Here is a 21,907-nt window from a genome sequence, read left to right on the forward strand (position 1 = left end):
GGCAGCAGCGGCGGCACCGCCACTGACGCCGGCGCGGCCGCCCCCGCGGCCGCCGCGGAGTCTCCGACCGCGCCGGCCACGGCCGCGGGGGCCGCAGCGCCGGCCGGGCAGCCGTTCGGTGCGGGGTGTGCCGCGGTGCCGTCGCAGGGCGCCGGGTCCTTCGCCGGCATGGCCCAGGACCCGGTCGCCAGCGCGGCGTCCAACAACCCGGCGCTGTCCACGCTGGTGTCGGCCGTGACCAAGGCCGGCCTGGTCGACACGCTCAACTCGGCGCAGAACATCACCGTCTTCGCGCCGACCAACGACGCCTTCGCGAAGATCCCGAAGGCCGACCTGGACGCCGTCCTCGCCGACCGGGCCAAGCTCACCAAGATCCTCACCTACCACGCCGTCCCGGAACGCCTCGCCCCCTCCGCCCTGGCCGGCGACCACAAGACCCTGGAGGGCGGCACCGTCAACGTGACCGGTTCCGGCGAGGACTTCACCGTCAACGGCACCGCGAAGGTCGTCTGCGGCAACGTCCCGACCGCCAACGCGACGGTGTACATCGTCGACACCGTCCTGATGCCGACCTCCTGACCGCCCGTCGTCCGCTCCCTGACGGTCTGGCAGCATCGTCGGTGTGGATGCGGGGGAGCGGACGACACCGTACTTCGCCGTCGGCGAGGGGTACGCCTTCTACCGGGGGCCGTTGGCGGACAGCACCCTGCACCGGCACGCCGCCTTCCGGTGTCCTCCGTGCCGTCCGCCAACCGGACGGTGCGGAACGCCAGGCGCATGGCCCGGGTGCGCTGCAGCCCGTAGTCGGCGAGCACCAGCCGTCCGCCGGGCCGCAGCGCGGTCAGCATCGAGCCGAGGACGGCCCGCTGCACCGCGACCGGGCACTGGTGGAGGACGAGGCCGGAGACGACGGCGTCCGCCGCGCCCCCCACCACGGCCACGTCCGCCGAGCCGCAGGCCGACGGGACACCGAGCACCGGCGCCACCGCGGGCAAGGAACCGTGCGGACCTGCGGCCGGCGCGAAGTGGGTCTACGTCGAGGGCATCCATACGGAGACCGCCGGCCTCCTGCTCAACGGCAGCACCCCCCAAGGTCACCTGCCACGGCGGCACCACCGCGCCGACCGCCGAGCGGCAGCCGGACGCCCCACCGACACCTACCCCCTGGCGCCCACCGCCAAGGTGCTGCTGCAGACCCCCGGCAAGCAGCAGTCGCCCGCCGCGACCGCCGACGACCTGGCCAGGCTCTTCAAGGCCCACGGTGACGGCAAGAACGCCTTCGGCGCGTTCGGCTGCGCGGCCGCCGCCCTGCGGGCCGGGGTACCCGCGGTCACCGTGCCGGTCACCGCCGACCAGCCGTTCTGGGCGGGACGGTTGGCCGCCCTCGGCGCCGCCCCCGAGCCGATCCCGTTCCGGACCCTCACGGCCGAGCTGCTCGCCGACGCGCTCCGCACGGCCGTCGGCCGGCCGGAGTTCGCGCGGGCCGCTGCGAAGGCTTCCGAGCACATGGCGGGCGAGGACGGCGCGGGCCGCGTCCTGCGGGCCGTCGGGCGGGTGGCCGGGGCCTGAACGGCCCGGCTGGCGGCGGATCCACGCTGGACGGACAATCCTTCGTGGTCCTGGAAACACCGGAGGCGGCATGACCGATCCGCAGACCATCCTCGAACAGGCCCGCCGGGGCCCCGCACCGGCGAACTGGCGGGTCTTCACCAAGAAGCGCGGGAAGCTCTCCGGCCTCCTGCACGGGTCCTCGCACGACCCCGACCCGCTGCTGGTCATCACCCCGGACGCGGCCGTCGAGTACCGGGACGACCACACCCCACCGGCCGTCGTGGGATTCGACGACCTCGCCGACGTCGAGCTGAAGGTCCGTGGGCAGAGCTTCTCCGACAGCACCCTCGTGAACATCTCCGCGTGGCTCGACCTCCGCTACCGCGACGGAGGCACGGCGAAGTGGCGGCCGGTGTCCTTCGGCGACGACCTGCAGGCGATCCAGGGATTCCTGGAGGCGTACGGCGCCCACAAGGCCCTGCGCGGCGGCTGACCGCGGCGGCTGACCGCGGCGCCGGACCGGGGCCCTGCTGCCATAGGCGAAGGTCCCGTGCCGGAGGGCGAGGGTCCTGTGCCGGAGGGTGAGGGCCGGGGCACGTCCGAACGGCGCTGGAGGCGGCGGAGCCGCCCGCAAGCTCCTCCGGAGCTGGCCCGTCCGGAACCGACCGGGCCGCCGTCCGGGGACGACACTCCTGGGTGCGGTCACGGTGATCCGGCCGGCCGCTCCCGGACCCTGGGCGCGGCTTCGCGGACGTCCCCGTCCTCGTCCGCCGCGAGCCGCTCCAGGGCGGACGTGGCGGCCGGCGCCGGCCGGCGGCCCAGCGACCGGGGGGTCCAGTGGCGGAGCAGGCGGTCCGGGTCGTGGGCGCGGGCCACCAGCAGGTCGGTGACCTCCTCGCTGTGGGTCGGGCCGAGGGCCGACACGGCCGCCCGCCTGACCCCGGGCGCGGGCTCGGCGACCAGGACGGCGCGCGCCCCGCCGCCCCACCGCCGACCGCACCCGCCGTGCTCGCGCCGGCGCCCTGAAGCGCACACGGGATCCGGTCAGAAGCGGCGGCGCCACCACCGACCCGCCGACCTGAGGGTGACCACCAGGAGCAGGATGAAGACGACGCTGCGCCACAGGTCGCCCGAGTTGCCCGTCCGGCCGGTGTAGGCGAGGGCGCCGTAGACGAATGCGGCGCCGTCGATGCCGAGCAGGACGAGCAGCATCCGGGTGTCGAGGGCGAGGGCCGCGACCCCGCCGGCCGGGTAGTCCGGGGCGCGCCGGCCGGGGTAGCCCGGGCGACGGGACGGCTTGAGGCGGGTCTCACGCACGGCGGCGAGGAGGGCCCGCTGCGCCGTCCTGCGGTCCAGTCCGACCAGTGACACCGGGCCAAGGTTTCCGAGCAGTGCGCCGCTGTGGCCGGGAACGACCTCGACCGGGACGATGCGGCGGCGTTCGCCGGTCGGGTCGGTGCGCAGGAAGGCGGACCACTGGGCTCGGGAGTCGGCGGACAGTTGGTAGTTCGGCGACAGGACGGCGATCAGCCGCTCGGCGTTCCCGAGATCGCGGTCCTCCTCCAGGACCCGGTTGCTGCCGACCAGTTCGTGGTCCCATGCGCGGAGCCGGACGCTGTAGCCGGCCGACTCCAGCTGCCAGCCGATCCATTCGGCCCAGGACAGGTCGTCCTCGGCGTACGAGACGAAGAAATCGATCACGGTGTACCGGGCCGATCTCCCGACGGGCGATCGACGATCAGGACCGGCCGGGGAAAGGAGGGTTGGGGTTTCGGGTGGTGCGGGGGTCCTGCACGCCGTCGAGCAGGCGTCGGCGGGCGGTGGCCTCGTCCACACCGTGGAGCGGGATGTGGATGCGCGGCCCCAGCAACCCGTCGAGCTCGAACTTCTCGATCAGGAGCGGGATCAGGAGCCGGCGCCGGCCGTCCGGATCCAGGCGGAAGACCGCCGACCACTCCGCCGCGGTGAAGCCGGAGCGCATGTAGGCGGGGCTGAGCAGCAGCACGAGCCGCTCCGAGCCGGCCAGCGCCCGTTCCATGGCGAGGACGAAGTTGTCGGCGACGGCGAAGTCCAGGAACTGGACGACGACCGTGTGCCCGGCGTCCTCCAGCACCTTGGCCGTCCACTCGGCCCAGGCGCTGTCCACCGTGGTGTAGCTGATGAAGAAGTCCGCCTTCCGCGGTGCTCCGGTCGTCATCCGCGCTCTCCTCTCTCCGGTCCGAACGCATCGATGGGTGCGGCGGGGTGCGGCCGCCGTGGTCAGGGGGACTGCAGGTCGGTGTCGAGGACGACGACCTTGTCGTTGCCGAGCAGCCCGAGCCCGTAGGCGGGTACGGCGCCGATGGCACCGGAGCCGAAGACGAGCGAGGTGTCCCGCACCTCGGACCGCACCGAGCCGTCCTGCGGGCTCAGCAGGACCACGCCGCGCGGCCCGTTCACGGCGACCAGTCCGGGCCGCACGGCGGCGGGCCTGGTCACCTCGGCCGGGATGCTCCAGAGGGGCGCGGTCATGTCGGTGATGCTGTAGAACGCCAGCCGCTTCCCGCCGTCGGTGGTGGCGAGGATCCTGCTGCCGCCCTGTACGACGTCCTCGAGGCCCTTCGGCACCGTCCCCTTGGCGACGACCTTGCCCGTCCGCACGTCGTAGGCGAAGATTCCGTCACCGCCGTGGTAGAGGATCCTGACCGGGCCGTCCTCGTACTCCTGCGGGTTCGGGAGCGGGGGTACGTCGAGGGACCACAGTTGCCGGCCGGTGATCAACGAGAAGCCCTTGACCGTCATGCCGAGCACCGGATCCACGTCGGGCCGCTGCAGGCGGACGCCGTACGGGGAGTACTCGACGCCGATGCCTGCCGCCTCGCCGTGCCACAGTTCCTTGCCGGTGTCGGCGTCGAACAGGGTTGTCCCGTGCAGGGAGACCAGGACGGTGTGCGGGTGCCCGTCCGCCTCGTCGGTGCCTTCGGCGGCCTCGGCGAGACCCGGTGAGAGACCGGAGCGCTGCTCGGCGGGCAGCCAGTCCTGCACGGGGCTCTTCCAGAGCGAGCGACCCGTCCGGGCCTCCAGGCACTCCACGGAGAAGTGGGTCTCCTCGCCGGTGAGCGCGCCCGCGGGAGTCACGGTCTGGGACACGACGTAGACGTGGTTCCCGACCGGAATCAGCTTGGTGCCCTTCGGATCGGACCGGGTGAAGGCCCGGGTGCCGCGCACCAGGTCCACGACCGTGGTCCGGACCGGGTCGTCGGCCCAACAGCCCGTCATCATCAGGCCGCCGGCCAGGAACTGCGTGCTGATGAGGGGCACGCCGCCGGTGCCGGGGCACGATGCCAGTGAGGCGACCCGGTCCAGGGGCAGGACCGTCCCCGGCGCCGCGCTGCCGGATTCCGCCGATGCACCGGGGCCGCCGGAGGACGGGTGCACCGCGGCAGCACCCGACTGCACCGACGGGGAGACCCGGTCGGCCGAGGCGGACCGCGGAGCCCCGGCCGACGAGCAGGCGCTCGACAGCAGCAGCGCCAGCGGCAGGACGAGCAGCCGGGCTGCCGCCCGACGGGCGGGACGGCGTCCGGTGGCAGCCCGGACGCCCTGTGGTTCGCTTCGCACAACGCACCTCGCCTGTGTCTGTCGCCCGGGCCGACCGCCGGTCGGGCGGACGGGGCCGGACTCGCACGCCGCGCACCGAGTGGGAGTCCGGGTACCGTGCGCAAGCCCGCAGTTCACCTGCCGGGCACGCCGGGGCGGCCGTTCGGGAGAGATGATGTCACCGGTCCGAACCCCCGAAGGAACGGATTCGGACCGTACCCGTGAGTACCGTCCACCGGCCCCGGGCGCCGCGCCTCGCGCGCCCCGGGGACCGGGGTCCACGGACCGTGCCGTCCCCGTACAGCGGCGACCACGAACGAAACAGCCTCCGAACGGCGTGCGCCGAGCGCGCACGGCCGAGCCGACCTGTCGGGCGGCGCAGGCGGCCGCCGGGGGAGCGCGCGAACGGCGCAGAGGAGCGCGAACCCGGCGGGCGGCGGTCGGCCTGCCTGAGCGTGTGCGCAGGTCCGTCCCCCTGTTCGGCCAGAACGCCGGTCAGGCGCTCGACGGAGCCGATCGACCCCGTCCTCGCGCGCCGGTTCGGGCGCATCCACTTGGCCAGTTGCGCATCTGTTCACATCTGCGTGTGGCAGCGGCCGGTGCCTTCGGGCCGATACGGTCCCCGAAGCGCGTCGCCGAGGCCGTCCGACACCCGCGAGCCCTCGTGCCCGGTCCAGGCCGGGCCTGTGACCTGCGTTGCTACAGTTCGAACCAGTACGCGAACCCACGACACGGACGGTGACCCCCATGCATGCCGGCGCCCCGCAGCAACCCTCTGTGGCCACGGTGCCGCTCTACCAGATCAAGGCCGAGTTCTTCAAAACCCTCGGCCACCCCGTACGCATCCGCGTCCTCGAACTCCTCAGCCAGCGCGAGCACGCCGTCGCCGAACTCCTCACCGACGTCGGCGTCGAGGCCTCCAACCTCTCCCAGCAGCTCGCCGTGCTCCGCCGCGCCGGGGTGGTCACCTCGCGGCGCGACGGTGCCACCGTGATCTACCGGATCGCCAGCCCCGAGGTCGCCGAACTCCTCGCCGTCGCCCGGTCGATCCTGACCGACGTGATCACCGGCCGGGCGGAGCTGCTCGGCGACCTCCGCCCCGGCACCCTCGGCTGACCGTCCGTCACCCGGGCTGCCGGGGATGGGCGTCACACCCGCCGGCCGGTCTCGCGCGCGACGTCCGCCACCAGGCGGGCCGTGGCCGGGGCGTCGATCCCGTGGACGGCGGCGGCCCGCAGGACCGCGCCGCCGATGGCGTCGAGTTCGAGTGGCCGGCCGGCCTCCGCGTCGCGCTGCATCGACGACTTCATGGAGCGCGGCGAGCGGTCGAAGAACGCGAGCACGTCCCCGCTCGTCACCGCCGCGCCCGCGGCCCGTGCGACGGCGGTGATCTCGTCGACCACGGCGACGAGTTCCGGGCGCAGGTCGCTGCGGACCGTCCCGGCGTCGGCCCGGTGCCGGGTGGTCAGCAGGGCGAACGGCGCGAGGAAGGCGAGCTTCTCCCACAGCATCGAGGTCTCGTCGGTCCGCAGGGTCGCTCCGAGGCCGGCCTTCCGGAGGCTGTCCGCGAAGTCCTCCAGCGGGGCCGCGAGTTGGATGTCGGCGAACGGGCTGCCGTGCAGGATGCGGCCCGGTGCGGTGCGCGTGGACTCGACCCTGATCGTGCCGGCGACGACCCGCGCCGCGGGGTAGCGCCCGCGCAGCACGTCCAGGTGGTCGAGGCCGTTGAGCAGCGGGATGACGGTGGCGTCGCCGAGGACGTCGGCCGGGACGCGGTCGAGTGCCGGCTCGAGTGCGGTCTGCTTGACCGCCACGAAGACCGCGTCCACCGGCAGCCGCAGCAGCGTGTCGGCCTCGACCGCTGCGCTGAAGTCCCCGTACCGGGCACTCTCGACGTGCAGGCCGCCCTCGTTCAGGGCGGCTGCGGTGGACTCGCCGGCGAGGCAGACGACACGGTGCCCGTCACGGGCGAGCAGCGCGCCGATCAGTCCTCCGACGCCGCCCGGTCCGAGGACGGCCACGGTCAGGGGGGTGGTCACATGAGCTCCTGTCGTCTCCGGTGCTTTCTCCGGTGCTTTCTCCGGGGGGGGGGTGGGCGCGTGCAGCCGGGTGCCGGGAAGTGCCGTACGGATCGCCGTGGGCCGGGACCGGCGCGATGCGGGTCGACACCCGCCGCCGCCCACACCGCGTCCGGAGCGGGTGGAGGCGGCGGCGGGTTGCCGCCCTGGGCCCTGCAACGATGATCAAGCATGGCGAAAACCCAAGTCAATCCACGGGTTTGCTGGCACGGACCCAAGGGATACCTTGGGTCGCCGTGACTCTCGACGACCTCCGCGTCTTCACCGCGGTCTGCCGGACCGGCTCGCTGAGCGCAGCCGCCCGGGAACTCGCCTGCACCCAGTCCGCGGTCAGCCAGCACGTGAAGCGGCTGGAACGCGAGTTGGGCCTGAGCCTGCTCGAACGGCACACCCGCGGCGTGGTGCCGACGGTGTCCGGGCGGGTGCTGGACGCGGCCATCACCGAGGGGCTGGGGTGCATCGACCACGCCCTGCGGCGACTTGAGGAGACGGCCCGTGCCGGGGGCGGCTCGGTGCGGATCACCACCGGCGCCACCACCGTGCGGCACTTCATGGCCGCAGCGGTCGTCGACTTCCGGCGGCGATTCCCGCAAGCCAGCCTCGAGTTCCAGACCGAGACCTCCAGCCGCGGCTGCTTCGACGCCCTGGCGGCCGGCAGCGTCGACCTCGCCTGGATCACCCTCGGGCCCGCGGCCCGCACCATCGAACAGCGCCCGGTGGTCGAACTGCCCTGGTCGCTCGCGGTTTCGACGGCCGACCCCCTGGCGGCGAAGACCGAGCTGGCACCGGCCGACCTGCAGGACGCCCGACTCATCGGACTGCCCGGGAACTCGACCTCGCGGCGCCAACTCGGCGCATGGCTCGCGGAGTCCGGCATCCGCCCGGTCTTCGACACCAGCGTCACCGACTGGGACACCGCGATCCTCCTCGCCGAACTCGGCCTCGGCCACGCGGTCGTGCCGACCCTGCCCGCCTGGAGCGGCCCCGGCCACCCGGACCTGCGGCTGATCCCGCTCCCCGGACTGCCGCCCCTCGCCGCCGGCTGGGCGGTCCGCCGCTGGGACGCCCTCTCGCCGCTGGCGCTCGCCTTCGCCGAGACCGTCGAGCACCACTGCGGCACCGCCACCGGCCCCGGGCGGGGGCCTGCGGGTCGACCCGCCCAGCCGTGAACGCCGTTGGGTCATGTTGCCGCGCATGCCACACGGACCGGCGGTCTGTCCGGGATTCGCCGTACTCCGGCACGGGTTCTCCTGAGGCGTGCATGATCGGGCCATGGAGAGACTTCGGGGGACGTGGTGGGAGCGCCGCCGCGACCGGGAGCTGGCCGCGATCGTCGACGAACTCGCGGTGTGGGGCCACGAGGACCTGGAGGACCCGGGCGTGGCGGAGTTGGCCGGGCTGATCGGCGAGACCGCCCGCGAGGCGGCCGGGTCGCATCTGAACGGTCGGGTCCCCGGCGCGGCCGGCCACCTGGACCTGGCAGCCGAGTCCGTCCGGACGGCGGACGCCTTCCGCGGCTCCTTCCTCCCCCAGGTCGTCCGGAGCCTCTCCGGCGCCCGCCACCACCTCCGACGGGCCCGCGGCATCACTGCCGCGGATCCGGCATCTCGCCCACCGCTCGGCTGATCACGACCACGAGGTGCGCCGCGGGCACCGCCGCGTCGACCTCGGCACATCGACAGGCAGGCTCACCCGTCCCGGCCGCGGATGGTGCGGTGCTGTCGGTCCTCGTCGGGTGTGCTCGGGCGTTCGCCGGGTTCGCAGTGGTAGCAGCGGAAGGTGCGGTCGTCCTTCCGGTACCACTCGTGGGCCCCGCAGTCCTTCGCGCCCTTGGGGAACATCCACAGGAAGGCGGCGGGCAGCGCGACCCTGGCGTCGGTGCGCCACCGGTAGCGGCCGGTGCTGCTCAGAAGAACCACCCCGGGGTCTCGTGGTAGGCGGGCATCGGGTAGTCGCAGGCGGACTCGCCCGCAGTGCGGTACTGCTCCGCCGTACGGGCGGCGATGCCCGCGCCGACGTGGTCGAGTGCGTCGGAGCCGACGACCGCGGTCAGCGCGATCGCCGCGTAGACCAGCGGCGCGGTGATCCGGGCCGGAGTGTCGATGACGAGGTGCATCACACCGATCGCGCACACCAGGCCGGCAGCGAGGACCGCCGAGACGACCACCCAGAAGACGACGCCGAGCGAGGTCGGGCTCTTGCACAGCACGTACTCGTGCGGCGGTTGCACCCAGGCCCGCTCGTAGACGGCTGCGGCGAGGAGGAGTACGCCGCCCATCGGGAGCAGTGCCCAGCGTCGGGAGACCGGTCGGGTGCGCTCGGTGGTGACGTGCAATGCGTGGTGCCTTCCGTTGCGGCGGGGTTGGACGGAGCCCGCGCCGTTGGTCCGGGAGAGCGTAGCGGAACGCACCCGTCCGGCCCGACCCTGTGCAGCACGACCGCAGCCGGGGAAGGCGCCGCCTCGCGGAGTTGACGCGGCGTGGATGCCCCGACGCGGCCACGCCGTTCGACGGCCGGCCCGGTGACGCCCCGTAGTACTGTCCGCGCATATGATCACCCGGGGGGAACGGATGACGAAGCGACGTCGTAGACAGATCGCGTGGGGCCTCAGAGGTCTGGCGCTGGTGGCGCTGCTGGCGTACCTGCCGGGCTTTCAGGCCTCCCATTCGGGTGGGCTGGTGGAGGTCGCGCGCTGGTTCGACCACCCGGTGCCGCTGCTCGGGGCCGCAGTCGTGCTGACCGTGGTCTCGGCGGTGGTCGAGTTCGAGTTCCGCACCCGGTGGTCGCAGATCGGCTGTGCTGCTCTCCTGGTGGTGCTCGCCGGTGTCGGGCTGCCCATCGCGTACCTGGCCTACGTGTTCGACGGGGACGGGCTGACGCTCGACCGCACGGCGGGTCCGGGCCACCCGGACCGTGTGCTGACCGTGACCGACATCGCCTTCTCGATCGACCCGGTCTACCGCGTGGAGCTGCTGACCGGCGACGGCTGGTCCGCCCGACACTGGGACCTGGGGATCTGGGACGAGCGCGGCGGCACCGGCTACTTCACGAAGGCCGAGTGGTCGGGTCCGAACCAGATCACGGTGACCACGGAGAAGGAGATCACGGTCATCACCGTCGACCCGGCCACCGGCCGGCCCGGCGAGCCGACGGTCGTGCGCCGGTGACCCGCTCGGGCAGGATGGCCGGGTGAGACTCGACGTCGTTCTCGCCGGTGACCACGTCCGGCTTCCGCAGTCCGTCCCCGTGCCCGCCGACGCCGGTGGGGAGCGCATCATCCCCGCGACAGCCGTCCGCGACGCGGACCCGGATGCCTCCCCGCCGGAGATCCGCACCGCCTCCGGCGAGACCGTCTTCGTCTCGGCCACCCAACGGGCCGACCTGGAACTCTTCTGCACCGCCAACCGGATTCCCCGGCAGTCCAGGCCCGACGTGTGGGGCGACCTCCTCGAACCCTTCCTCGACACCGAGTTCACCCCCGAGCGCCAAGTGGCCACACGGACTCGGCTGAGGCAGGTCGGTCTTGGCGACGAGGAGGTGGCCGACATCAGGGCCGAGGTCGCCCCGCTCATACGCGCCTACAACGCCGTCCACCAGGACCAGCACCACCTCGGCCTCGCCGACCTCCTGGACGCCGCAACCGCCGCCTGGATTCCTGAGCACCAGCAGATCGACGCCGCCGACGGAGGAGCCTTTCGTCGATGGGCCATGGAGATCGCGGACCTCGGGTTCCCTCGCAACAGGCCGTGATGTGCGTCTTCGCCGGGACCTGACCACAGCCCGGTCGGACATGGACCGACATTTCACGCACCAGCGCACCGCCGGTCGCACTGCCGGTCGCAATGCCGACCGCCCTGCCGTTCGCCGCGCCCGAGGCGTCAGGTGCGGAGGGTGGCCGCCGCCTTGAAGGTGCGCAGGACGGGGGCGGTCTCGATGCGGGTGATGGCGTCGAGGGCGATCCGCCGGGTCAGGTAGTGGTGCAGGGCCTCGGCGTCGCGGCAGAGGGCATGGGCCACGAGGTTGGTGGGGCCGGTGGTGGCGGCGACGACGGCGAGTTCGTCGTGGGTGGCGAGGGCGGTGGCGACCTCGTCGAGGCGGCTGGGGGCGACCTGCATCCAGAGCAGGGCGGAGACGGTGGCGCCGAGCAGGGCGGGTTCGATGTCGACGTCGAAGAACAGGGCGCCGTGCGACCGCAGTTCGGCGAGCCGGCGGGCGGCCGTGGCGGGTGTGGAGCCGGTGGCGGCGGCCAGCTCCGCGTAGCTCGCCCGGGCGTCCTCGCGGAGGGCGGCGAGCAGCCGCAGGTCGGCCTCCGTGAGCAGGTACGGGTCCCCGTCCTGTGCCTGGGCCGGGATGTCGTGGGCGCGGAGTCGGGCCTCCTGTTCGGCGGTGAGCGTACGGATCCGGCCGCGCCAGGCGGCCGGGCCGCCGACGTAGGTGTGTAGCAGGTAGTGCGCGGAGACGGCGGTGATGCCCGCGGTGCGCGGGATGTCGCGCAGCAGCAGGGCGTGGGCGTCCGGTCCGCCGGGCGCGGTGTGGACGATCGCGACGATCTCGGTGCCGCCGGACGTCAGCCGGACCCAGGAGGTGTCGGGGCGGCGGGCCAGCGCGGTCGCCAGGTCGTGCGCGGTCCGGGTGGCGGCGGTCAGCCGGAGGAACCAGTGGTGGGTACGGGCGCTGCGCGGGCTCGGCAGGGCGACCACGCGCAGGCCGCCCTCGGCGTACAGCCGGCGGTAGCGGCGCACCGCGGTCTGCGTCGAGCAGCCGAGCACCTCGGCGATGAGGGTGAACGGGGCACGGGCGTCCACCTGGAGGGCGTGGATCAGGCCGCGGTCGAGGTCGTCCAGTTCGAGCACATTCGGCAATCTAGCGGCATTCGATGGAGGAAATCGACGATTCGGAGCTGCTGGATGGAACCATCCGGAGGCCCGGAGCCAGGGTGGTGGACCGGCGGGGATCCGCCGCACACCGCGACCACCCACGGGGGACCCATGACCGAGCACTCCACCACGCCCACGGCCCGTACCGGCCACCGCGCGCCCGCCGCTCCCGACCGGTCGGAGCCGGCCGCGTACCGGTGGCGGTGGAGCGCCCTGGTCGCGCTGCTCACCGCCGAGGCCATGAACCTGCTCGACGCGACCGTCGTCCAGGTGGCCGGCCCCGTCATCCACGCCGACCTCGGCGGGCCCGCGAGCGCGATCCCCTGGTACAGCGCCGCCTACACCCTCGTCTTCGCCCTCGGTCTGCTCACCGCCGCGCGTCTCGGCGACATCGCGGGCCGCCGCCGCGTCTTCCGGATCGGCGTCACCGCCTTCGCGCTCACCTCGCTGGCCTGCGCACTCGCCCCCACCGGCAGTGCCCTGACCGGCCTGCGCGCGGTGCAGGGGGCCGCCGCCGCACTGATCGTCCCGCAGACCTTCGGACTGATCCGGGCGATGTTCGACGGCGAGGAGCTCCCCAGGGCCCTGGGCGCCATCGGCCCGGTCATGGGCCTGTCCGCCGTGCTCGGCCCCGTCCTGGGCGGTGTGCTCACCCACGCCGACCTGTTCGGCACCTCCTGGCGCGCGGTGTTCCTGGTCAACCTGCCCCTCGCGGCCGCCGTCCTGGTCATCGCCCCGCGCCTGCGCGAGGACCACGCCCAGGCGCGCCCCCGCCTCGACCCGGTCGGCATCGCCCTCTCCGCAGCCGGCACCGCACTGCTGGTCTGCCCGCTCGCCGCCGGCACCGGCGTGCCCGGCCCGGCCGCGTGGGCCGCGGCCGTGCTCGGCGTGGCCGTCCTCGCCGGGTTCGCCGCGCAGCAGCGCCGTGCCGCCGCGGCCGGCCGCACCCCGCTGGTCGAGCCGTCGCTGCTCCGCGGCCGGGCCTTCCCCGCCGCACTGGCCACCTCCACCCTGTTCTTCGCCACCATGAGCGGCGTCATGGTCACCGTGGTGCTGCACCTGGAGCTCGGGCTGCACCGGGGCCCGCTCGCCACCGGACTCACCCTGCTGCCCTGGTCCGCCGGACTCGCCGTCGCCTCCTGGGCCGCCGGTACCCACCTCGTCCCCCGGTACGGCACCCGTGTGCTGCACGCCGGCCTCGCGACCCTCGCCGCCGGTCTGGCCGCCGCCGTCCTCGCCCACCGGGCCGCACCCGCCGGCCAGTACCCGTCCGGCCTGCCGTTCGCCCTCGCCGTCGCCGGCCTCGGCGTCGGCCTGTTCACCCCGCCGTTCTTCACCGCGGCGCTGCGCCGCGTCTCCCCGCAGGAGACCGGATCGGCGGCCGGGCTCCTCAACGCCGTGCAGCAACTGGGCGGCACGCTCGGCACCGCGCTCGTCGCGGCCGTCTACCTGGCCGGCGACGGCACCGGACGGTCCGCCGGCCTCGGCGCGCAGTTCGCGCTGGGGACGGCAGGTGCGCTGCTCGCGGCGACCGCGGTCGCCGCCCGGGCGATGACCGCGGACCGTCGTGCGGCGGTGGCGGAAGGGCCTCGCTGAGCGCGCGTCCGTCGCGCCCACCGGCCCTGTGTGGCGGCCCGGAGGCACCGGCACGGGTTTTGCCGGCGCCTCAGCGGTTAGCCGCCCACAGAGAGGGGGCGCACCGCTCCCCGTCCGAGCCAGAGGAGGAGCCGGCCGATGAAGGTCTCCGACTACGTACTGCAGCGCCTCCGGGAGTGGGAGGTGGAGTACGTCTTCGCCTACCCCGGCGACGGTATCAACGGGATCCTCGCCGCCTGGGGCAGGGCCGAGGACCGGCCGCGGTTCGTCCAGGCCCGGCACGAGGAGATGGCGGCCTTCGAGGCCGTCGGCTACGCGAAGTTCTCCGGCCGGACGGGCGTGTGCGCGGCGACCTCGGGCCCCGGCGCCATCCACCTGCTCAACGGCCTGTACGACGCCAGGCTCGACCACGTGCCCGTGGTGGCGATCGTCGGCCAGACCGACCGCAGCGCGATGGGCGGCTCGTACCAGCAGGAGGTCGACCTGCTGAGCCTGTACAAGGACGTGGCCTCGGAGTTCTGCGAGATGGTCACCGTCCCGGCGCAGCTGCCGAACGTGCTGGACCGGGCGATGCGGGTGGCGGCGGCGCGGCGCACCGTCACCGCGGTGATCGTCCCGGCCGATGTGCAGGAGCTCGACTGGGAGCCGCCCGCGCACGCCTTCAAGCAGGTGCCCTCCAGCCTCGGCCTCGGCCGCTGGGCGCCGATCCCCGCCGAGGAGGACCTTGCCCGGGCGGCGGAGATCCTCAACGCGGGTGAGAAGGTCGCGATGCTGGTCGGGCAGGGCGCCCGGCACGCCCGGGCCGAGGTCGAGGAGACCGCCGAACTGCTCGGCGCGGGTGTCGCGAAGGCACTGCTCGGCAAGGACGTGCTGCCGGACACCCCGGCGTACGTGACGGGCTCGATCGGCCTGCTCGGCACCCGCCCGTCCTACGAGCTGATGCGGGACTGCGACACCCTGCTGGTGGTCGGCTCCAGCTTCCCCTACACCCAGTTCCTGCCCGAGTTCGACCAGGCCCGCGCCGTCCAGATCGAGCTCGACCCGTCGATGGTCGGCCTGCGCTACCCGTTCGAGGCCAACCTGGTCGGCGACGCCGCCGAGACGCTGCGCCGGCTGATCCCGATGCTGGAGCGCAAGGAGGACCGCACCTGGCGCAAGACCGTCGAGGAGAACACCGCCCGCTGGTGGGAGGTCATGCAGCGCCGGGCCGACGTGCCCGCCGACCCGCTCAACCCGGAGCACGTGGTGCACGCCCTCGACGCCCTGCTGCCGGAGGACGCGATCCTCGCCGCCGACTCCGGCTCCGCCGCCAACTGGTACGCACGGCACCTGCGGATGCGCGGCACCATGCGCGGCTCGCTCTCCGGCACCCTCGCCACCATGGGCCCCGGCGTGCCGTACGCGATCGGTGCGAAGTTCGCCCACCCCGACCGGCCGGCGATCGCGATCGTCGGCGACGGGGCCATGCAGATGAACGGCCTCGCCGAGCTGATCACCGCCGCCAAGTACTACCAGGAGTGGTCGGACCCGCGGCTGATCGTCGCCGTCCTCAACAACCACGACCTGAACCAGGTCACCTGGGAGATGCGCGCCATGCAGGGCGCCCCCCAGTTCGAGGCCTCGCAGCGCATCCCGGACGTCCGGTACGCCGACATCGCGGTGCTGCTCGGCCTGCACGGCGTGCGCGTCGAGCGGCCCGAGGACGTGGAACCGGTCTGGCGTCAGGCCCTCGCCGCCGACCGGCCGTTCGTCATCGACTTCCGCACCGACCCGGCCGTGCCGCCGATCCCGCCGCACGCGAGCTGGGACCAGATCACGTCCGCCGCCTCGGCCGTGCTGCACGGCGACAGCGACCGGGCCGCCGTGGTGAAGCAGGGCGTCAAGGCCAAGATCCAGGAGTTCCTGCCCGGCCGGGGAAAGGGGTGAGCACGGTGCGCACACACCGAAGGGACCCCGCGACCGCGCTCGGGCGGCTCGCGGCGAACGTGCGGCACGGCCGCTTCGAACGGTCGCTGTCGCTGCTGACCGCGGCGGGCGCGCTGATCACCGCGGCAGAGATCTACCTGGAGCACGACCGGGCCGGCTTCGGCAACCGGATGATGTGGTGGCCCGTCGCGCTGGGCCCGCTCGGCGCCGCGGCCGGCATCGCCGGCTTCCGCAGCGAACGCGCCGCGCACACCGTGCTGCCGGTGGTCTCCGCGGCCGTCGTCGCCAACGGGCTGCAGGGCACCTGGCTGCACGTCCGCGGCATCGCGCAGAAGCCCGGCGGCTGGTCGATGGCCCGCTTCAACATCGAGACCGGGCCGCCACTGTTCGCCCCACTGCTGGTCACCATGGTCGGCGGCATGGGGCTGCTCGCCGCCGTGCTGCGCCGGGAGCGGTGAGCCGTGCGAGGACAACGCCCGCCGGCCGGCCACCGTGTCCCGTCCGGGGAGAGCGGCCGCCGCTACCCGCACTTCGACGTCCTCGACCAGGTCCCCGACTGGGACCCGGCCACCGCCGCCACCGTCGTCGGCCGCCTCGCCCGCCAACCGGACCTGCGGTTCTTCACCCCCGCCGAGGAAGCCACCGCCGGCGCCCTGTTCGACCGGCTGCTCGCCCAGGACGGCCCGCCCGGCGCCCCGAAGGTGCCCGTCCTGCAGATGGTCGACGCCCGCCTCGCCGAGGCGCAGACCGACGGCTGGCGCTACGCCGACATGCCCGAGGACGGCGACGCCTGGCGGACCACCCTCGCCGCCCTCGACGAGGACGCCGCCGAGCAGCACGGCGCCGCCTCCTTCGCAGACCTCGCCCCCGAGCGGCAGAAGGAGCTGATCCGGGCCGTCCAGGACCTGCACGGCAAAGCCTGGCACGGCCTGCCCGCCCAGCACGTGTGGAGCCTGTGGACCCGTTACGCCTGCACCGCCTTCTACGCCCACCCCTGGGCCTGGAACGAGATCGGCTTCCCCGGCCCCGCCTACCCGCGCGGCTACCAGCGCCTCGGCGTCGGCCTGCGCGAGCCCTTCGAAGCGGCCGACGCGGACCCCGTCGACCCTACCGGGGGAAGGGGGACCGGATGAGCGGCCCCGTCCGCCGCCGGCTCCGCGAGGCCGCCGGCACCCTGCGCCTCACCGCCTCCTCGCAGAAGGCGGTCCGCCAACGCAACGCCTCCGCCTGGCTGCTGCCCGAGGACGGCGCCCGCTTCGACCATCGGCTGATCGAGCACATGCGGCGCTTCGACGACACCGAGGAGGTCGACCTGGTGGTGGTCGGCTGCGGCGCGGGCGGCGCCACCCTCACCCAGCGGATGGCACATGCCGGCTGGTCCGTGGTCTGCCTGGAGGCCGGGCCGTTCTGGGACCCGGACACCCACTGGGTCAGCGACGAGGCCGGCTCCCACCACCTGTACTGGACCGAACCGCGCGTGATCTCCGGTACCGACCCCGTGCCGATGGGCTCCAACAACTCCGGCCGCGGCGTGGGCGGTTCGACCGTGCACTTCGCCGGCTTCGTCCCGCGCCTCCACCCCTCCGACTTCTCCACCCGCAGCGACGACGGTGTCGGCGCCGACTGGCCGATCCGCTACGAGGACCTGCGCCCCTCCTACGAGCGGATCGAGCAGGAGCTGCCGGTGGCCGGCCAGTACTGGCCCTGGGGCGACCCGCACGCCTACCCGCACGCCCCGCACCCGGTCGGCGGCAACGGCGAGATCCTGCTGCGCGGCGCCGACGCCCTCGGACTGAACGCCCGGGTCGGCCCGGTCGCCATCACCAACGGCCGCTTCGGCAACCGGCCGCACTGCATCTACCGCGGCTTCTGCCTGCAGGGCTGCAAGGTCAACGCCAAGGCCTCCACACTGATCACCCACGTGCCCGACGCACTCGCGCACGGCGCCGAGATCCGCACCGAGGCGATGGCCGTCGCCGTCGAGACCGACCCGCAGGGCCGCCGTGCCCTCGGCGTGCGCTACCTGCGCAACGGCCGCGAACACCTGCAACGGGCCCGGACGGTGGCGGTGGCCGCCTACTCGATCGAGACACCCCGGCTGCTGCTGAACTCCGCCAACCGCCGCTTCCCCGACGGCCTCTGCAACGACCACGACCAGGTCGGCCGCCACCTGATGGTGCAGGGCGCACCGCAGACCGCCGGACGATTCGCGGAGGAGATCCGGGCGTACAAGGCGCCCCCGCCGGAGGTCTCCTGCGAGGACTTCTACGAGACCGACCCGGCCGCCGACTTCAAGCGCGGGTACGCGATCCAGACCGTCTCGCCGCTGCCGATCACCTGGGCCGAGCACGTCGCCGCCCAGGGCCACTGGGGGCACGACCTGCGCCGCTACATGCAGGACTACGTCCACTGGGCCACCCTCGGCGCGCTCTGCGAACTGCTGCCGCTGCCCGGCAACCGGGTCACCCTCTCCGGGCAGAAGGACCGCCACGGCCTGCCGGTCGCCGACATCGCCTACAGCCAGTGCGACAACGACCGGGCCGTCGTCCGGGCCGCCCGCGCCACCATGGAACGGCTCCTGCGCGCGGCCGGAGCCACCGAGGTGATCACCATCGAGCGCTACGCCCACCTGGTCGGCGGCTGCCGGATGGCCGCCCGGCCCGAGGACGGCGTCGTCGACGGCGACCTGCGCAGCTTCGCCGTACCCAACCTGCTGATCACCGATGGCAGCGTGCTGCCCACCCAGGGCTCGGCCAACCCGGCGCTGACCATCATGGCCCTGGTCGACCGCGCCGCCGAACGCCTCGTGGCGGGGGCGCGCGGCGGCCCGCCCGAGAGGGGCCGGCCGTGACACGCAGCGACCCGGCCGTGGACGGCCTCGACGTCCAGGTGCTGGAGATCCCGACCGACGCCCCCGAGGCCGACGGCACCCTCGCCTGGGACAGCACCACCATGGTCCTCGTCCACGCCCGCGTGGGGGAGGCCACCGGTCTCGGCTGGACGTACGGTGCACCGGCCACCGCGCAGGCCGTCACCGGGCTGCTCGCCCCCGCCGTCACCGGCCGCCCGGCAATGGACGTCCCCGCCTCGAACGAGGCCATGGCCCGGGCCGTCCGGAACGCCGGGCGCCCCGGCCTGGTCGCGGGGGCCGTCTCCGCCGTCGACATCGCCCTGTGGGACCTCAAGGCCCGGCTGCTCGGCCTGCCGCTGGTGCGCCTGCTCGGTGCCGCCCGCGAGGAGGTGCCCGTCTACGGCAGCGGCGGCTTCACCACCTACACCGAGCGCAGGCTCGCCGAGCAGCTCACCGGCTGGGCCGGGCAGGGCCTCACCCGATTCAAGATCAAGATCGGCGAGGGGTGGGGCCGAGAGGAGCAGCGCGACCTGCGGCGCACCGAACACGCCCGCATCCTGATCGGTGAGGACGCCGAACTCTACGTCGACGCCAACGGCGCCTACACCCGCAAACAGGCCGTCCGGATCGGCCGCACCCTGGCCGGACTCGGCGTCACCTGGTTCGAGGAACCCGTCTCCTCCGACGACCTCACCGGCCTCGCGCTCGTCCGCGACGCCGTCACCGCCGACGTCGCCGCCGGCGAGTACGGCTACCACCTGCCGTACTTCGCCCGGATGGCCCCCGCCGTCGACTGCCTGCAGGCGGACGCCACCCGCTGCGGCGGCCTCACCGTCTGGCTGCGCGCCGCCGCCCTCGCCGAGGCGTACGGCCTGCAGCTCTCCGGACACTGCGCCCCGCACGTCCACGCCCACGCGGCCGCCGCGATCCCCAACCTCCGCCACCTGGAGTGGTTCCACGACCACGTTCGGATCGAGGACCTGCTCTTCGACGGCGCCCTCGACCCCGCCGGCGGCAGCATCCGCCCCGGCGGCAGCGGCGCCCCCGGCCTCGGACTGACCCTCAGACCGCAGGAGGCCGAACGCTTCCGCACCCACTGAACCCCCCGCAGAGAGGACCCCATGGCCCCGAGCGGCAACGCCCCCGCCCCGCACGCCCTGCGCGACTACGCCCTGCTCGCCGACGGCGAACGCGGCGCCCTGGTCGGCCCGCGCGGCGACATCGTCTGGATGTGCGCGCCCGGCTGGGACAGCGACGCCGTCCTCACCGCCCTGATCGGCGGCACCGGCCACTACACCGTCACCCCCGCCGAACCCAACGCGTGGGGCGGCTACTACGAGGACGGCGGCCTGATCTGGCGCAGCCGCTGGACCACCACCACCGGCATCGTCGAATGCCGCGAGGCCCTCGCCCACCCCGGCGACCCGCACCACGCCGTGCTGCTGCGCCGGATCCTCGCCGTCGACGGCGACGCCCGCCTCGACGTGCACCTCCAGCCGGCAGCCGGATTCGGCGCCCACCCGCTGCGCGGACTGCACCGCGACGACGCCGGGCGGTGGACGGGCCGGACAGGCGACCTCCACCTGCGCTGGAGCGGCGCCCCCGACGCCCGGCCCGCCGGCCCGGACGGCGCAGCCCTCACCGCTGACATACGGCTGGCCGCCGGCACCCACCACGACCTGGTGCTGGAGATCTCCGACCGGCCGCTGCCCGCACCCCGGCCCGCGGACGTGCACTGGCGCGCCACCGAGGAGGCCTGGGCCGCCAGCGTGCCCGACCTGCCGCAGGTCCTCGGCCGCCGCGACGCCCGGCACGCCGTCGCCGTGCTGCGCGGCCTCACGGGCCCGGCCGGGGGCACCGTCGCCGCCGCGACCACCAGCCTGCCCGAACGGGCCGAACAGGGCCGCAACTACGACTACCGGTACGTCTGGATCCGGGACCAGTGCTACATCGGCCAGGCCGCCGCCGCGGCCGGCACGCACCCGCTGCTCGACGGCTCCGTCCGCTTCGTCACCGCCCGCCTGCTGGCCGACGGCCCGGCCCTCGCCCCCGCCTACACCCCGGCCGGGACGGCCGTCCCCGACCAGCGCACCCTCGACCTGCCCGGCTACCCCGGCGGCTCCGACGTCGTCGGCAACCACGTCAACCGGCAGTTCCAACTGGACGCGCTCGGCGAGAGCCTGCTGCTGCTCGCCGCCGCCGCCCGACACGGCCGGCTCGGCACCGACGGCCGAAGGGCCGCCCTGGTCGCGGCGGAGGCCGTCGAGGCGCGCCACCGCGAGCCGGACGCCGGAATCTGGGAGCTCCACAGCGACCACTGGGCGCACAGCCGGCTGATCTGCGCGGCCGGGCTGCGCGCCGTCGCCGCCGCCCCCGGCGCCGGCAGTGGCCGCGCCGCCCGCTGGGCGGCGCTCGCGGACCGGATCCTCGCCGACACCGCCGCCGACAGCCTGCACCCCGCCGGCCGCTGGCAGCGCACCCCGACCGACCCCGCGGTCGACGCCGCCCTGCTGCTGCCCGCCGTCCGCGGCGCCCTGCCCGCCGACGACCCCCGCACCACGGCCACCCTGCGGGCCGTCCGCACCGACCTCGTCCGGGACCACTACGTCTACCGCTTCCGCCACGACCGCCGCCCGCTGGAGGACGCCGAGGGCGCCTTCCTGCTGTGCGGCTTCGTCCTGGCCCTCGCCGAGCACCAGCAGGGCAACGCCGTCGAGGCCGTGCGCTGGTTCGAACGCAACCGCGCCGCCTGCGGACCCGCCGGGCTGTACGCCGAGGAGTTCGACGTCGCCCAGCGCCAGCTGCGCGGCAACCTGCCGCAGGCCTTCGTCCACGCGCTGCTGCTGGAGGCCTCCGTCCGCCTGGCACAGCCCGCCTGACGGCACGTCATTCACCGGACCCGCACATCACCCACCGTGTGGACGCCGCCCGGGCGGGCAGACGCGGGGCCCACCACGGTGCGCTGCGCCGGCCGGCGAAGGGACTTGCCACAGATGGAAGGTGTCACCGCCCGCATGCCCATGCGGCTGATCACCGGGGCCGACTCGGTGCACGACCTGAGCGTCGACTGCCGCTACCGCGCCGAGGACCCGTACGCGGTCCACCTCGACTTCCGCGCGTTCGACCCCGAGGCCACCTGGGTCGTCTCCCGCGAACTGCTGCTCGCCGGACTCCGCGGACCGGCCGGCGACGGCGACGTCCACGTCGAACCCTGCTGCGACACCGACGTGTTCATCGCCCTCGGCAGGCATGCCGGCGTGGCCATGCTGCACACCCCGGTCGGTCACCTGACACGCTTCCTCGCCGCCACCGCCGACCTGGTGCCGATCGGCTCCGAGGCCGCCCGGATCGACTGGGACGGCTGCATCACCGCGCTGCTCTCCGCCTGAGCACGCGGCGACGGAGGTGTCCCCGGCGCCGCCCCGGGTAGCCGCCGCACGGGGGGGGGG

The 21,907-nt window shown here is 74.3% G+C and carries 23 protein-coding genes and 1 pseudogene; 16 read left to right on the forward strand and 8 right to left on the reverse strand.

Annotation, left to right across the window (positions count from 1 at the left end):
• The 3 genes and pseudogenes from KSNIM_RS35095 to KSNIM_RS35105 all read left to right on the forward strand — a co-directional run.
• A partial coding sequence (locus tag KSNIM_RS35095; RefSeq protein ID WP_263107224.1) for a fasciclin domain-containing protein occupies positions 1–579 on the forward strand: 579 nt, incomplete at its 5' end.
• A gap of 711 nt (positions 580–1,290) precedes the next feature.
• Positions 1,291–1,569: pseudogene (locus KSNIM_RS35100) on the forward strand (glycosyltransferase); the annotation flags it as partial.
• A gap of 70 nt (positions 1,570–1,639) precedes the next feature.
• Positions 1,640–2,044, forward strand: coding sequence for a hypothetical protein (locus tag KSNIM_RS35105; protein ID WP_263107225.1), 405 nt, complete (start codon positions 1,640–1,642; stop codon positions 2,042–2,044).
• A 209-nt stretch (positions 2,045–2,253) separates the two neighbouring features.
• Here KSNIM_RS35105 and KSNIM_RS35110 read toward each other — a convergent pair whose 3' ends face one another.
• From KSNIM_RS35110 to KSNIM_RS35125, 4 genes are all read right to left on the reverse strand, one after another.
• Positions 2,254–2,586 (reverse strand): HEAT repeat domain-containing protein, encoded by a 333-nt coding sequence (locus tag KSNIM_RS35110; RefSeq protein ID WP_263107226.1) that lies wholly within the window; start codon positions 2,584–2,586, stop codon positions 2,254–2,256.
• A gap of 9 nt (positions 2,587–2,595) precedes the next feature.
• Positions 2,596–3,252: a toll/interleukin-1 receptor domain-containing protein gene (locus KSNIM_RS35115; protein WP_263107227.1), complete on the reverse strand. Its 657-nt coding sequence runs from the start codon at positions 3,250–3,252 to the stop codon at positions 2,596–2,598.
• A 37-nt stretch (positions 3,253–3,289) separates the two neighbouring features.
• A complete protein-coding gene (locus KSNIM_RS35120) occupies positions 3,290–3,748 on the reverse strand; it encodes a toll/interleukin-1 receptor domain-containing protein (RefSeq protein ID WP_263107228.1) in 459 nt (152 codons plus the stop codon).
• 62 nt (positions 3,749–3,810) lie between these two features.
• Positions 3,811–5,151 carry a PQQ-like beta-propeller repeat protein gene (locus KSNIM_RS35125; RefSeq protein ID WP_263107229.1) on the reverse strand — a complete coding sequence of 447 codons (1,341 nt, stop codon included), beginning with the start codon at positions 5,149–5,151 and terminating at the stop codon, positions 3,811–3,813.
• 726 nt (positions 5,152–5,877) lie between these two features.
• Here KSNIM_RS35125 and KSNIM_RS35130 point away from each other — a divergent pair.
• A complete protein-coding gene (locus KSNIM_RS35130) occupies positions 5,878–6,246 on the forward strand; it encodes a metalloregulator ArsR/SmtB family transcription factor (protein ID WP_317634119.1) in 369 nt (122 codons plus the stop codon).
• A gap of 32 nt (positions 6,247–6,278) precedes the next feature.
• Here the strand turns inward: KSNIM_RS35130 and KSNIM_RS35135 are convergent, their stop codons facing one another.
• Positions 6,279–7,169, reverse strand: a complete 891-nt coding sequence (locus tag KSNIM_RS35135; protein WP_263107230.1) for a ketopantoate reductase family protein — start codon at positions 7,167–7,169, stop codon at positions 6,279–6,281.
• Between the two features lie 275 nt (positions 7,170–7,444).
• Between KSNIM_RS35135 and KSNIM_RS35140 the strand changes: the two genes are divergently transcribed.
• The gene (locus KSNIM_RS35140) at positions 7,445–8,377 is read left to right on the forward strand and encodes a LysR family transcriptional regulator (protein ID WP_263107231.1); all 933 of its coding nucleotides are present in this window, start codon (positions 7,445–7,447) and stop codon (positions 8,375–8,377) included.
• A gap of 103 nt (positions 8,378–8,480) precedes the next feature.
• Positions 8,481–8,834: a hypothetical protein gene (locus KSNIM_RS35145; RefSeq protein WP_263107232.1), complete on the forward strand. Its 354-nt coding sequence runs from the start codon at positions 8,481–8,483 to the stop codon at positions 8,832–8,834.
• A gap of 62 nt (positions 8,835–8,896) precedes the next feature.
• Here the strand turns inward: KSNIM_RS35145 and KSNIM_RS35150 are convergent, their stop codons facing one another.
• Positions 8,897–9,127 carry a hypothetical protein gene (locus tag KSNIM_RS35150; protein WP_263107233.1) on the reverse strand — a complete coding sequence of 77 codons (231 nt, stop codon included), beginning with the start codon at positions 9,125–9,127 and terminating at the stop codon, positions 8,897–8,899.
• A complete protein-coding gene (locus KSNIM_RS35155) occupies positions 9,115–9,543 on the reverse strand; it encodes a hypothetical protein (protein WP_263107234.1) in 429 nt (142 codons plus the stop codon). Before KSNIM_RS35155 ends, KSNIM_RS35150 begins: the two co-directional genes overlap by 13 nt.
• 235 nt (positions 9,544–9,778) lie before the next feature.
• Between KSNIM_RS35155 and KSNIM_RS35160 the strand changes: the two genes are divergently transcribed.
• Positions 9,779–10,375, forward strand: coding sequence for a hypothetical protein (locus KSNIM_RS35160; RefSeq protein ID WP_263107235.1), 597 nt, complete (start codon positions 9,779–9,781; stop codon positions 10,373–10,375).
• 22 nt (positions 10,376–10,397) lie between these two features.
• Positions 10,398–10,958 (forward strand): hypothetical protein, encoded by a 561-nt coding sequence (locus KSNIM_RS35165; protein ID WP_263107236.1) that lies wholly within the window; start codon positions 10,398–10,400, stop codon positions 10,956–10,958.
• Between the two features lie 128 nt (positions 10,959–11,086).
• Here KSNIM_RS35165 and KSNIM_RS35170 read toward each other — a convergent pair whose 3' ends face one another.
• Entirely contained in the window at positions 11,087–12,061 is a 975-nt protein-coding gene (locus KSNIM_RS35170) for an Lrp/AsnC family transcriptional regulator (RefSeq protein WP_263107237.1), read from the reverse strand.
• A gap of 135 nt (positions 12,062–12,196) precedes the next feature.
• On the opposite strand from KSNIM_RS35170, the gene KSNIM_RS35175 reads away from it, so the two are divergent.
• The 8 genes from KSNIM_RS35175 (at position 12,197) to KSNIM_RS35210 (ending at position 21,847) form a co-directional block, all read left to right on the forward strand.
• The gene (locus KSNIM_RS35175) at positions 12,197–13,681 is read left to right on the forward strand and encodes an MFS transporter (protein WP_263107238.1); all 1,485 of its coding nucleotides are present in this window, start codon (positions 12,197–12,199) and stop codon (positions 13,679–13,681) included.
• 138 nt (positions 13,682–13,819) lie between these two features.
• The gene (locus tag KSNIM_RS35180; protein WP_263107239.1) at positions 13,820–15,607 is read left to right on the forward strand and encodes a thiamine pyrophosphate-requiring protein; all 1,788 of its coding nucleotides are present in this window, start codon (positions 13,820–13,822) and stop codon (positions 15,605–15,607) included.
• A gap of 5 nt (positions 15,608–15,612) precedes the next feature.
• A complete protein-coding gene (locus KSNIM_RS35185; protein ID WP_263107240.1) occupies positions 15,613–16,065 on the forward strand; it encodes a hypothetical protein in 453 nt (150 codons plus the stop codon).
• Positions 16,066–16,068: 3 nt separating this feature from the next.
• The gene (locus tag KSNIM_RS35190; RefSeq protein ID WP_263107241.1) at positions 16,069–16,740 is read left to right on the forward strand and encodes a gluconate 2-dehydrogenase subunit 3 family protein; all 672 of its coding nucleotides are present in this window, start codon (positions 16,069–16,071) and stop codon (positions 16,738–16,740) included.
• Positions 16,737–18,458 (forward strand): GMC family oxidoreductase, encoded by a 1,722-nt coding sequence (locus tag KSNIM_RS35195; protein WP_263107242.1) that lies wholly within the window; start codon positions 16,737–16,739, stop codon positions 18,456–18,458. The genes KSNIM_RS35190 and KSNIM_RS35195 overlap by 4 nt, the downstream gene beginning before the upstream one ends.
• On the forward strand, positions 18,455–19,558 hold the full coding sequence (locus tag KSNIM_RS35200) for an enolase C-terminal domain-like protein (RefSeq protein ID WP_263107243.1): 1,104 nt from the start codon (positions 18,455–18,457) through the stop codon (positions 19,556–19,558). Before KSNIM_RS35195 ends, KSNIM_RS35200 begins: the two co-directional genes overlap by 4 nt.
• 21 nt (positions 19,559–19,579) lie before the next feature.
• Positions 19,580–21,337, forward strand: a complete 1,758-nt coding sequence (locus KSNIM_RS35205; RefSeq protein ID WP_263107244.1) for a glycoside hydrolase family 15 protein — start codon at positions 19,580–19,582, stop codon at positions 21,335–21,337.
• A gap of 135 nt (positions 21,338–21,472) precedes the next feature.
• Entirely contained in the window at positions 21,473–21,847 is a 375-nt protein-coding gene (locus KSNIM_RS35210) for an SsgA family sporulation/cell division regulator (protein WP_263107245.1), read from the forward strand.
• Positions 21,848–21,907: the final 60 nt, after the last annotated feature.

The organism is Kitasatospora sp. DSM 101779 (genome assembly GCF_025655475.1).
Lineage (GTDB): Bacteria > Actinomycetota > Actinomycetes > Streptomycetales > Streptomycetaceae > Kitasatospora.

Bases quoted from the DNA above. Each gene is read 5' to 3' on its own strand.
- KSNIM_RS35105 (WP_263107225.1), top strand. From the start codon at position 1,640: ATGACCGATCCGCAGACCATCCTCGAACAGGCCCGCCGGGGCCCCGCA.
- KSNIM_RS35120 (WP_263107228.1), bottom strand. From the start codon at position 3,748: ATGACGACCGGAGCACCGCGGAAGGCGGACTTCTTCATCAGCTACACC.
- KSNIM_RS35130 (WP_317634119.1), top strand. From the start codon at position 5,878: ATGCATGCCGGCGCCCCGCAGCAACCCTCTGTGGCCACGGTGCCGCTC.
- KSNIM_RS35145 (WP_263107232.1), top strand. From the start codon at position 8,481: ATGGAGAGACTTCGGGGGACGTGGTGGGAGCGCCGCCGCGACCGGGAG.
- KSNIM_RS35160 (WP_263107235.1), top strand. From the start codon at position 9,779: ATGACGAAGCGACGTCGTAGACAGATCGCGTGGGGCCTCAGAGGTCTG.
- KSNIM_RS35175 (WP_263107238.1), top strand. From the start codon at position 12,197: ATGACCGAGCACTCCACCACGCCCACGGCCCGTACCGGCCACCGCGCG.
- KSNIM_RS35180 (WP_263107239.1), top strand. From the start codon at position 13,820: ATGAAGGTCTCCGACTACGTACTGCAGCGCCTCCGGGAGTGGGAGGTG.
- KSNIM_RS35195 (WP_263107242.1), top strand. From the start codon at position 16,737: ATGAGCGGCCCCGTCCGCCGCCGGCTCCGCGAGGCCGCCGGCACCCTG.
- KSNIM_RS35205 (WP_263107244.1), top strand. From the start codon at position 19,580: ATGGCCCCGAGCGGCAACGCCCCCGCCCCGCACGCCCTGCGCGACTAC.
- KSNIM_RS35210 (WP_263107245.1), top strand. From the start codon at position 21,473: ATGCCCATGCGGCTGATCACCGGGGCCGACTCGGTGCACGACCTGAGC.